We start from the raw sequence: 10,174 nt of genomic DNA, 5'->3' as shown, positions 1-10,174 counted from the left end.
GACGGAACTCCGGTGCGGGTGGGAGTGTCGAGAGCAACGACTCTCACCCGCACCGGAGTTCCGTCGCCGACGTGCTCGACTACGTTCGTCAGCAGCTCCGTCGCGCACAGGCGGACGTCGTAGTCGTACCCATGGAGCCGATGCCGTAGCTCCGGTACGGCCTTCGGTGTCGCGGGCATGTGCAGCTCGACGTCCCTCATTCCTCGCCCGCCGTCTTCTTCAGTACGGCGGCGAGCGCCCGCGCCGTGGCCATGTTGCAGTTCCCCAGCGTGACGAGCCCCTGCGTGTGCCCGTACTTCCCCGCGAAGCTCGGCAGATGGACGGTCAGGGAGGGCAACTTGATGTCGTGCAGGGCGAGGGCGGCGCGGAGTTCTTCCACGCAGAGGACGACGTCGTAGGGGGTGGTGGGGGAGTGGTCGGACATGGGGTATCCAGCCTTCTGTGCGTTGTGTGACGAACACCTCACAGCCTGTCGCCTGGGCCGCTACCGTGGAAGACGTTCCGCGTCCACGGCGCGAACAGCGGAATCGGCACGGTGAGTTACGGCGGTGAGCACGTGGTGCGGCGTAAGGACATCGACGGCTCGATGAGCGTCCCGACCTTCTACGGCAAGGAGTTGCGGTGGAAGAGGGAGGCGGCGGGGCTGTCGCTGGAGACGTTCCTCAAGGGCAGCTACTTCGGTAAGACCTACCTCAGCGACATCGAGCACGGCCAGCGCAGGATGCCGATCGAGTTGGCGCGGCATGCGGATCGGACCCTGGGGACCGACGGCTTCTTTGAGCGGAACTGCGAGGACGTGCAGAAGGCCAGGCGAGGACCGCACGCTGCCTACTTTGAGAAGGCTCTGGAGGCGGAGCGGCACGCCGAGGCCATCGAAGAGTGGTGTCCCGTCACGTTTCCCGGGCTCCTCCAGTCCGCGCCGTATGCACGGGCGTTGGTCCGGTCGGCCCACCCGTCGGCCGTCGACGAGTGGGTCGAGGAAAAGGTGACCGCGCGGCTCGCTCGCGCCTGCCTCTTCGAGAAGGATCACTCCATCCCCGAGTACTGGGTAATCCTGCACGAGTCTCTGATCTGCGACTCGCTCCTGACTGCGACGGAGATGGCCGCACAGCTGGATCGCGTCGTGGAGCTGGCCGAGCGACGTCGGATCACTCCGCAGATCCTTTCGCGGAAGAACGGAGCGTATCCCCTCATGGCTGCGTCCGTCATGGTCATGGACTTTCCGGATGCCCCACCACTCGTCTACACGGAGGCGTCCTACAGCGGGGACACCATCGATGATCCGGCGCTCGTGAAGCAGTACCGCAAGGCATACGATCGGCTCAGGGCCGTCGCGCTGTCACCAGACACGTCCCTCGCCATGATCAAGGCCGCGGCAGAGGATTACCGAAATGGCAAGCAACCGGAACGACTTGAGTGACGCGCTCTGGCTGAAGAGCAGCTACAGCAATGGCGACGGCGGCAACTGCGTCGAGATCGCCAGCGACTTCCCCGGCGCCGCTCTCTGGCGCAAGTCGAGCTACAGCAACGGCGACGGTGGTCACTGCGTCGAGGTCGCCGACAACGTGCCCGGCGTCGTCCCGGTCCGCGACTCCAAGGCGCCCGACGGCCCCGCCCTCCTCCTCACGGCCACCGCCTGGGCCCCCTTCGTCGCGTCGCTCAAGTAGAACCGCGTCCGGGCTCGGCCGGTTACCCGCCGGGTTTCCTCCGCACCCTGGGCCTCCCCGTCAACTGAGCCCCACTCTCCCCGTGTTGGGTGATTTGGCAGGATTGCGTAAAGCCGTCGTACGAGACCCAACCCGACCGGCCACCCCACCCATCTGAAGAACCAGCGAGGCGCGATCAGGCGCTTTCGGAAGGAAACAGGTCCCTCCAGACCAGGGGGACCCGGGGGAGGGAAGCAGATGAACGGGATGAAGAGGGCGCGGGGCCTGCGGGCGGTCGTGATCGGGGCGCTGGGGCTGGCCTCGGTGACGCTGGCCGCCGTACCGGCGTTCGCCAAGGGGGACGTGGAGGTCACGGTGCCGCGCACGGCGCACGTCGGCAAGACGTTCACCATCAAGGCGGACGGCGACGACGACATCGCCGGCTACCTGCACCAGCTGTGCCTGGAGGAGCGCACCGGCAAGCAGACCTGGCACCAGGAGAACTGCACCACCCCGGTCAGGGCCGACGCCCGCCTCACCACCCACGGCTCGGCCGCCCATCGCGGCGACCTGCAATTCCGCGCCGTGTTCTACGGCCTGAAGAACAAGCACGACCACCACCCCGTGCGCCTGCACGCCTCCGGCGTGGCCACGGTCCACATCCGCTGAGCCCCCGCCGGACCGGTGGCCGCCTCCGTCCGAGGCGGCCACCGGCACCGGCACCGGCCGGGCGATCAGACCCCGGTCGGCGCCATCACCGGGCACGCCTCACGGTCTCTCACCGTGCTCGCCGCACGATGCCTGCGCTCGATGCTCTGCCCCCAATACGTCCCCCCGACCATGAGCACCGCCCCCGCCATCGCCCACAGCGTGAACCGTTCGCCGCCGAGAGCGACCCCGACGGCGACGGCCCAGATCGGCTCCGTGCCCAGGAGCAGACTGGCCCGGGTGGCGGAGGTGCCCTGGACGGCCCAGGTCTGGGCGAGGAAGGCGAACACGCTGCAGAACAGGGCGAGATAGACGAGCTGGGTCCAGGTGGCGGCGCCGCTGTGGGCCAGGGCGGGGAGGGAGGGGACGGCGGCCGGGAGGAACAGGGCGCAGCCCACGACGGTCTGGACGGTCGTCAGGTGCAGGGGGTCGATACGGCGGCCCGTCGTGAGGCGTCCGACGAGCGTGACGTGAGCCGCCCGGACCACGGCGGCGGCCAGTATCAGCCCGTCGCCGAGCCGAGGCGCGTGCAGCCCGTTGCCCGCGGTGAGGAGCCCGACGGCCAGTACGCAGAGGCCGGCGGCGAGGAAGAAGGTCCGGGGGAGCCGGCGGTCGCCGGTCCGGTCCATTAGCGGTGTCAGCACGATCGTCAGACTGATGATCAGCCCGGCGTTCGCGGCGCTGGTGTGCGCCACCCCGTATGTCTCCAGCACCAGCACAGCCGCCTGGGTGACCCCCAGCAGCGAGCCGACGCGGACCTCCGCCCGGGTCCAGGAACGGCGGGACCGGAAGGCGACCAGCGCCCCGCACGCCGGCGCGGAGATCGCGTACCGGGCGAACAGCACCGCCAGGACCGGCAGCGCGGCCGTGGCCGTCTTGGCCGCGAGATAGCTGGAACCCCAGACCAGCGCGACCAGCAGAAGTACCGCATCGGTACGGCGAGCGACGTTCATGCCTCCACGCTGCCCCAGCAGAATGTTGAAGGCTATGACCAACTTCTACAACGAAGATGTAGCACGCCTACATCGTCCACCTACACTGTCACCGTGGACGAACGGCAACTGCGGATCCTGCGCGAACTCGGCGACCTGGGCAGCGTCAGCGCCGTGGCCGAGGCGCTGCATGTGACGCCGTCCGCGATCTCGCAGCAGCTGCGGCTGCTCCAGCGCTCGATCCCGGTCCCGCTCACCGAACGCGCGGGCCGCCGGGTCGTACTGACCGACGCCGGACATGCCCTGGCCGCGGCCGCCATCGAGGTCGAGTCCGCCCTGGCCCGGGCCCGGCACGCCGTGGCCGACTTCGCCGAGCAGCCCGCCGGAGTCGTATCGGTGGCCGCGTTCCACAGCGCCGCCTCGGCGTTCTTCCCGCGACTGCTGCACGGCCTCTCCGGCCCGGACCACCCCCGCCTCGCGCTCGCCGACGAGGACGTCGCCCAGGACCGCTTCCCCGCGCTCACCCGCGACCACGACCTGGTGCTCGCCCACCGCCTCGACCACGCCCCGCCCTGGGCACGCACCGTCACCTCGGCCACGCTGCTGCGCGAACCCCTCGACGTGGCCCTGCCAGTGGGCCATCCGCTGGCCGCCGAGCCGGTGCTCTCGCCCCGGGACGTGGCGGACCAGCCGTGGATCACGGTCCACGACGGCTTCCCTCTGATGGCCACCATCGAGGCCATCGCCGCCTTCGCCGACCGCGCGCTCGACATCGTCCATCGGATCAACGAGTTCACCGTGGTCGCCGAGGTGGTGGCCGCGGGCGGCGGCGTCGCGCTGATGCCCCGCTGGACCGCCCGCCCGCACCCCGGCATCGTTCTCAGACCGCTGAGCGGAGTGCACGCCCGGCGCCGCATCGACGTACTGCACCGGCCCGAGCGCACCGCCCGCAAGGCCGTACGGACCGTCCTCGCCGAACTGCGCACCACCGCCGCGCGGATCCAGGGCCGGGACGCCTCCGGGACCTGAGCGGCGTCACCCGGCCGCGCGCGGTGCGGTCTCCTCGGCCACCCAGCCCAGATACGCCTCGGAACCCCCGGTCACGGGGAGCGTGATCCACTCCGGGACCTCGTAGCCGTGGTGCTCGGCGACCCAGGCCGCCAGCTCCGGCAGCCGGTCGGTGGTCGTCTTGTACGAGATCCGCCACTCCTGAGCGGTCTCAAGAGCCCCCTTCCACCGGTAGACCGCGGTGAACGGCGGGTCGATATGGGCGCAGGCCGCCAGGCGATTCTCCACCGCGCCCCGGGCGAGGGCGTTCGCGCGCTCCTCGTCGTCGATGGTCGTCTGTGCGATCACGATCTCGGTCATACAACTGCCCTTCCAGATCAAGAAAATTGGACCCCATCCACCCTCACGACGAGGCCGCGCCGCCCCCGCCGCCCGCGGCGCGCAGGTCCCGGAAGAACGCCCGGACGTCACCGACCAGCAGCTCCGGCTGCTCCATCGCCGCGAAGTGGCCGCCCCGGTCGAACTCCGTCCAGCGGACGATGTTGTCGGTGCGTTCGGCGACATGGCGTAGGGCGATGAAGTTCTCCCGCGGGAAGGAGGCGAACGCGGTGGGGGTCGAGGACGGCTCCGGCAGGCGGCCCCGGTAGGCGGCGTGGGCGCGCTCGTAGTAGAGGCGGGCGGCGGAGGTGGCGGTGTTGGTCAGCCAGTACAGCATCACGTTCGTCAGCAGATGATCGCGGTCGACGGCGTCCTCCGGGCGGTCGGTGGAATCCGTCCACTCCTTGAACTTCTCTACGATCCACGCGAGTTGGCCGATGGGTGAGTCGGAGAGCCCGTAGCCGAGGGTGCCCGGACGAGTGGACTGGATGTCCGCGTAGCCTTGCTGCTCGCGGCTCCAGGCCCGCATCCGCTCCCAGGACGCCCGGGTGCGCTGCTGCTCCGCCGGGGTGAGCGCGGCGAGTTCCTCCGGCGTCGGCTCGGCCGTGGCGCCGGCGCCGGGCAGCAGGTTCAGATGGACGCCGATGACCTGGTCCGGGCGGATACGGCCCAGCTCCCGGGAGACGGCCGCGCCCCAGTCGCCGCCCTGGGCGCCGTAACGGCCGTACCCCAGACGGGACATCAGCTCGGCGAACGCGGCGGCGACCCGGCGGTACTCCCAGCCCTTCTCACGGGTGGGGCCGGAGAAACCGAAGCCGGGGATGCTTGGCAGGACCAGATGGAAGGCGTCCGCCGGGTCGGCGCCGTGCGCCCGGGGGTCGGTGAGCGGTCCCGCGATCCGCTCGAACTCGACGAGGGAGCCGGGCCAGCCGTGCGTGATGATCAGCGGGGTGGCGCCCGGTTCCGGGGAACGGATGTGCGCGAAGTGGAGGTTGGCGCCGTCGATCGTGGTCGTGAACTGCGGCCACCGGTTCAGCCGGGCCTCCGCCGCCCGCCAGTCGTACTCGTGCCGCCAATAGCGCGCGAGTTCCCGCAGATAGTCACCCGGGACGCCGTACTCCCAGCCCGCGCCCGGCAGTTCGTCCGGCCAGCGGGTGCGGTCCAGACGGCTCCTCAGATCCTCCAGCTCACCCTCCGGGACCGCGACGCGGAACGGTCGGATGCTGTCCTGCGATGCAGTCGTCATGGTGACGCAGCCTAGGCGCCCGACCCCACCCGCACCGGGAGGCACCGCCCGCACCGGAGGCACCGCCCGCACCGGGAGGCCCCGTGCGCACCGGGAGGAACCGTGCGCAGCAGCACCACCGCATCCGTCGGACAGCGCGGCACGCCGTGGGGCTGGTTCCTTGCCTGGGCTGCGGTCGGCGCGTGTGCCGCGCTGGAGTCGGCCGCCCTGCTGTCCATGGACGTGATCCTTCTTGTTGCAGCGGTGTGGCCGCCGTCCTCTTGCTCCGCAAGGGACACCGGACCACCGCCGTCGGCGCCCTCGCGGGCTCGGCCCTGCCGTTCTTCTCGCTCGCGTGCTCCAACCGGGGCCGCCCGGGAACCCTATGCCGGGCGACGGCGACGGAAACCACCTGCACGGACGAATCCGCCCCGCTGCCCTTCCTCCTCACCGGCCTCCTCCTGTTCGCCGCGTCCGTCCTCGTCCTCCACTTGCTCGCAAGGCGGCGCGGGAACTGAACCCCGGACCCGAACCCCGGACCCCCGGCCTCTCCCGGAGCGTTTCCGGAGCGTTTCCGGAACGCGAAGGGGACGCGAGGCCGGTGATGGCCCCACGTCCCCTTCTTCAGAAGCTCAGTTCAGCTCGACGGAGCCGTTCAGTGCTTCTTGCTGCTCTTCTTGGCGTACGACGAGACATAGCCGTTCGCCGGGGAGCCCACGCCCGTCACGTCGTCGTAGCCCTTGGTCGCGGACAGCGAGCTGTCCTTGCCCAGGGTGCGGACGGAGTAGAGCAGGCCGCCGGTGGCGTCGATGCTGTTGGCGTAGTCCACGCGGACGACACCCAGGCCGTGGCCCGTGGGGTTGTCCGTGACGTCGTGGTAGACGCCCTTCTTGCCGAACTTCGCGTAGATCGACGGGTTGGCGAAACCGATCGCCTTGCCGCCGCGCGCCTGCTCGGCCAGAGCCTGGACCGCCGCGATGGTCGGCGCGGCCAGCGAGGTGCCGCCGATGCGGTACTCGCTGTACTGCTGCGACCCGTCGGGGAAGGTCTGCGTCTGGCCCACCAGGAACCCGGTGTTCGGGTCGGCGATGGCCGCGATGTCCGGGACGACGCGGTTGCCGGAGGCGTTGTTCGCCTTGGCGAGCGAGTCCGGGACGACGCCCTTCTGGTAGTACGGCTCGGCGACCGTGCTGCTGGTGCCGCCGCCCGCGCCCGAGGTGAAGGCGCCGGGGAAGTTGGTCCAGCTCTTGCCGTCGGCCGACAGGCTGGACTTCGTGGTGCCCCAGCCGGTCTCCCACAGGTACTTGTCACCCTTGCCGACCGCGAGGGAGGTGCCGCCGACGGCGGTCACCCAGGCGGAGTTGGCCGGGGTGTCGACCTGCTTGGTGCCGGTGTTGGCGACCTGGTCGCCGTCGTCACCGGAGGAGAAGTAGAAGCCGATGCCCTGCACCGCGCCCAGCTGGAAGACCTGGTCGTAGGCGGCCGCGAGGTCCGGCGTCTGGTTGGCCTCGACGTCGCCCCACGAGTTGGAGACGATGTCGGCCAGGTGGTTGTCGACCACCTTGCTCAGCGAGTCGAGCAGGTCGTCGTCGTAGCAGGACGCCGCACCGACGTAGGTGACATCGGCGTCCGGCGCGACCGCGTGCACGGCCTCGACGTCGAGGGTCTCCTCGCCGTACCAGCCCGCGGCACCGCACTCGTCGGTCTTGGTGAAGTTGGCCGGCAGCGACTGGTGCAGCTGACCGGTCTTCCAGGCCTTGTCGCCGTTCTTCAACGCGTACTTGCCGGCGTCGTAGGCGATGGTCGGCGAGGCGTAGGCGTCGGTGATGGCGACGCGGACACCCTTGCCGGTGTACTTGCCGGCACCGTAGACCGAGCGCAGCTGCTTGCCGGTGTAACCCTTGACGGCGTAGGGCAGCTTGGTGCCGTACGCGGACGGCAGCGTGCTCGCGGTCTTCGAGCCGTAGTACGACGAGAACGGACCGGCGTTCTTGAACACCGCGTCCGGGGGCGGCAGCGTGTCGTCGTGGTCGGCCTTGTGCGGGGCGCTGTCCAGACCGGTGACGGTCAGGACGGTGCCCTTGAGGCCCGCCGGGACGGAGGCCGCCTGCGCCGGGGCGCGGTAGGTCTTCGCACCCTTGGCGTAGTTGTGCAGCTGGGTGCCGAACGCCTTCTCGGCGGAGGCGACGTCACCGGAGACGGCGACGTAGTGCTGCGTGACCTCGGTGACCTTCAGACCGGCCGACGTCAGCCAGGACTTGACGGCGGCGACCTGGGCCTTGGTGGCGCCGAAGCGGGCCTGGGCCTGCTTGGGCGACAGGTACTTGCCGTAGTACGGCGAGCTGGGGTCGGACACGGCCTTGGCGTAGGCCGCGAGGCCCGCCGAGTCCTGGCCGGCCAGGTACACCCGGGCCTTGACCTGGGCACCGTTGTTGGTGGCGCCCTTGTCCGCCTTGGCCGTGGCCCAGAGCGGCTTGGTGCCCTTCAGAGCATTACGGGCGGGGCTGTCCGCGGCGTGGGCCGCGGGTATGCCCAGCGCCAGCGCACCGGCGATCATGGGCAGCGCGGCTGCCATGCTCACGGCGCGCGTCTTGGCGCTATTGGATCTCATAGAACCCCCTGCGATGCGTTGCGCATGCACGTAGTAGGTAGGTACACGCGGCTCCGCGCCGGCCGGCGGCGGTGGTGAACAGCCGGCGAATGGATCACACGATGGGGGCAACTCTGACCGATGAACCGTTCATGCCAGGTAAATGGGACGGAAAGAGAAGCTCAAGTAACCGTCACCTAGGGGGATTTGAGCGGTTTTTCCTTACAGCTGTGTTACGAAGGGACTTGTTCCCTGGTCATGAGAGCGGCTCGGCTCCGCGCTCCTTGAGCATCCCGGCCATCACCTGGAGCTCCGACTGCTGCGCGTCCACCATGCCCTGGGCCAGCCGTTTCTCCACGCCCACCGTGCACTTGGCCACGCAGCCCTCGGCCATGTGGATGCCGCCCTTGTGATGATTCGTCATCAGCTGGAGATAGAAGATCTCAGCCTGCTTCCCGTTCAGGGTCGCGAGCTTCTTCATCTGCGTATTGGTGGCCATACCGGGCATCAGCGAGCCGTCCTTGGCCGTGACCATGTCGCCCATGCCCATCCAGGTCATCGGCGGGTCCGCGGACACCTTCGGCAGCCCCCACAGATCCAGCCAACCCAGCAGCATCCCGCGCTGGTTGGCCTGCGTCTGCGCGATGTCGTAGGCGAGCCGCCGTACGTCCTCGTCCTTCGTGTGGTCGCGGACGATGTACGACATCTCGACGGCCTGCTGGTGATGCACCGCCATGTCCCGAGCGAAGCCCGCGTCCGCCGAGTCCGCACTCGGCGTCCGCTGTGCCGCCCTGCCGTCACCGGAGCCGGATCCGGATCCGGAGCCCGAGTCGGCGACCGCGTACGTGACGGCGCCGGCCGCGACGAGCACCGCCGCCGCGGCCCCCGCCGCCCAGCCGATGGCGCGCCGGCTCACTTCATCACCCCACCGGTGCACGAGGCACCCGGCTCCGGCGTCTGCGGCCCCTGCACGAAGTCCGCGAAGAACTTGTTCACTTCGGGATCGCTCGCGCTCTTCACGGCCACCTGGTGCCCCCACGCCGACAGCATCAGCGGCGCGGCCTGGTTCTCGTACGGGCTCATCAGCGAGTACGGCGTCTTCTTCACCTTCGCCGAGAGCGCCTCGATGTCGGCCTTCGCCGCCTTGGGGGTGTACGTCACCCACACCGCGCCGTGCTCCAGCGAGTGCACCGCGTTCTCGTCGTGCAACTGCTGCGTGTAGACGTCACCGTTGCAGTCCGCCCACACCGGGTTGTGGTTGCCGCCCACCGGCGGATGCATCGGATACGACACCGGGGTCGTCACATGGGTCCGCGACAGCGTGCCCTTCCAGGTGCGCACCCCGTCCTTCCCGGTCGTGAAGTGCCCGGAGTCCCCGGAGCTCTTGCTGTTCACATCCCCGGTGTCCTTGCCGTTGTCGCCGCTCGCGGCCGTGTCCTTCTTCCCGGACCCGGACCCGGAGTCCGCGAGGACGACACCGCCCACGACGAGCCCGGCGACGACGACCACGGACGCGGCGATGACGAGCGTCCGGTTCCGGCGCGCGCGCGAACGCTCGGCGCGCCGCATCTCCTCGATGCGCGCCTTGCGCGCCGCGCTGTTGCTGTTGTTGGCGGAACCCATGAGGCGATGTCCTTCTGGGGGGAGCGGGCGGACAGGGGGTGGAGCCCGCTGATCGTAATGGGGG

General features: G+C 69.8%; 12 protein-coding genes and 1 pseudogene. 5 read left to right on the top strand and 8 right to left on the bottom strand.

Features of this window, described 5'->3' with window-relative positions; translation table 11 throughout:
* A pseudogene (locus tag CCN72_RS39790) lies at window positions 1–200 on the bottom strand (ATP-binding protein); the annotation flags it as partial.
* Window positions 197–424, bottom strand: coding sequence for a hypothetical protein (locus CCN72_RS29900; protein ID WP_086811133.1), 228 nt, complete (start codon window positions 422–424; stop codon window positions 197–199). The pseudogene CCN72_RS39790 and the gene CCN72_RS29900, both read right to left, overlap by 4 nt.
* A gap of 162 nt (window positions 425–586) precedes the next feature.
* Between CCN72_RS29900 and CCN72_RS29895 the strand changes: the two genes are divergently transcribed.
* The 3 genes from CCN72_RS29895 to CCN72_RS29885 all read left to right on the top strand — a co-directional run bounded on the left by CCN72_RS29895 (window position 587) and on the right by CCN72_RS29885 (window position 2,315).
* On the top strand, window positions 587–1,420 hold the full coding sequence (locus CCN72_RS29895; protein WP_086811136.1) for a helix-turn-helix domain-containing protein: 834 nt from the start codon (window positions 587–589) through the stop codon (window positions 1,418–1,420).
* A complete protein-coding gene (locus CCN72_RS29890; protein ID WP_086811131.1) occupies window positions 1,392–1,667 on the top strand; it encodes a DUF397 domain-containing protein in 276 nt (91 codons plus the stop codon). Before CCN72_RS29895 ends, CCN72_RS29890 begins: the two co-directional genes overlap by 29 nt.
* Before the next feature lie 237 nt (window positions 1,668–1,904).
* Window positions 1,905–2,315 (top strand): hypothetical protein, encoded by a 411-nt coding sequence (locus CCN72_RS29885; RefSeq protein WP_244174546.1) that lies wholly within the window; start codon window positions 1,905–1,907, stop codon window positions 2,313–2,315.
* Window positions 2,316–2,380: 65 nt separating this feature from the next.
* Here the strand turns inward: CCN72_RS29885 and CCN72_RS29880 are convergent, their stop codons facing one another.
* Window positions 2,381–3,307, bottom strand: a complete 927-nt coding sequence (locus CCN72_RS29880; protein WP_086811130.1) for a DMT family transporter — start codon at window positions 3,305–3,307, stop codon at window positions 2,381–2,383.
* Window positions 3,308–3,400: 93 nt separating this feature from the next.
* Here CCN72_RS29880 and CCN72_RS29875 point away from each other — a divergent pair, with 93 nt between their 5' ends.
* On the top strand, window positions 3,401–4,315 hold the full coding sequence (locus tag CCN72_RS29875) for a LysR family transcriptional regulator (RefSeq protein WP_086811128.1): 915 nt from the start codon (window positions 3,401–3,403) through the stop codon (window positions 4,313–4,315).
* Window positions 4,316–4,321: 6 nt separating this feature from the next.
* Here the strand turns inward: CCN72_RS29875 and cutA are convergent, their stop codons facing one another.
* Window positions 4,322–4,654 (bottom strand): divalent-cation tolerance protein CutA, encoded by a 333-nt coding sequence (gene cutA / locus CCN72_RS29870; protein WP_086811126.1) that lies wholly within the window; start codon window positions 4,652–4,654, stop codon window positions 4,322–4,324.
* A 43-nt stretch (window positions 4,655–4,697) separates the two neighbouring features.
* Window positions 4,698–5,918, bottom strand: a complete 1,221-nt coding sequence (locus CCN72_RS29865; protein WP_086811123.1) for an epoxide hydrolase family protein — start codon at window positions 5,916–5,918, stop codon at window positions 4,698–4,700.
* A 245-nt stretch (window positions 5,919–6,163) separates the two neighbouring features.
* Between CCN72_RS29865 and CCN72_RS40890 the strand changes: the two genes are divergently transcribed.
* Window positions 6,164–6,415: a hypothetical protein gene (locus CCN72_RS40890; RefSeq protein ID WP_244174544.1), complete on the top strand. Its 252-nt coding sequence runs from the start codon at window positions 6,164–6,166 to the stop codon at window positions 6,413–6,415.
* A gap of 137 nt (window positions 6,416–6,552) precedes the next feature.
* On the opposite strand, the gene CCN72_RS29855 is transcribed toward CCN72_RS40890, so the two are convergent.
* The 3 genes from CCN72_RS29855 to CCN72_RS29845 all read right to left on the bottom strand — a co-directional run bounded on the left by CCN72_RS29855 (window position 6,553) and on the right by CCN72_RS29845 (window position 10,110).
* Window positions 6,553–8,508 carry a S53 family peptidase gene (locus CCN72_RS29855; RefSeq protein ID WP_085564422.1) on the bottom strand — a complete coding sequence of 652 codons (1,956 nt, stop codon included), beginning with the start codon at window positions 8,506–8,508 and terminating at the stop codon, window positions 6,553–6,555.
* A 235-nt stretch (window positions 8,509–8,743) separates the two neighbouring features.
* The gene (locus tag CCN72_RS29850; protein WP_086811121.1) at window positions 8,744–9,403 is read right to left on the bottom strand and encodes a DUF305 domain-containing protein; all 660 of its coding nucleotides are present in this window, start codon (window positions 9,401–9,403) and stop codon (window positions 8,744–8,746) included.
* Window positions 9,400–10,110: a DUF3105 domain-containing protein gene (locus CCN72_RS29845; protein ID WP_086811119.1), complete on the bottom strand. Its 711-nt coding sequence runs from the start codon at window positions 10,108–10,110 to the stop codon at window positions 9,400–9,402. The genes CCN72_RS29850 and CCN72_RS29845 overlap by 4 nt, the downstream gene beginning before the upstream one ends.
* Between the last annotated feature and the right edge of the window lie 64 nt (window positions 10,111–10,174).

This window comes from Streptomyces murinus, from assembly GCF_002154555.1.
In the GTDB taxonomy this organism is placed as follows: domain Bacteria; phylum Actinomycetota; class Actinomycetes; order Streptomycetales; family Streptomycetaceae; genus Streptomyces; species Streptomyces murinus.
This window is presented reverse-complemented; position numbering and strand designations above follow the sequence as displayed.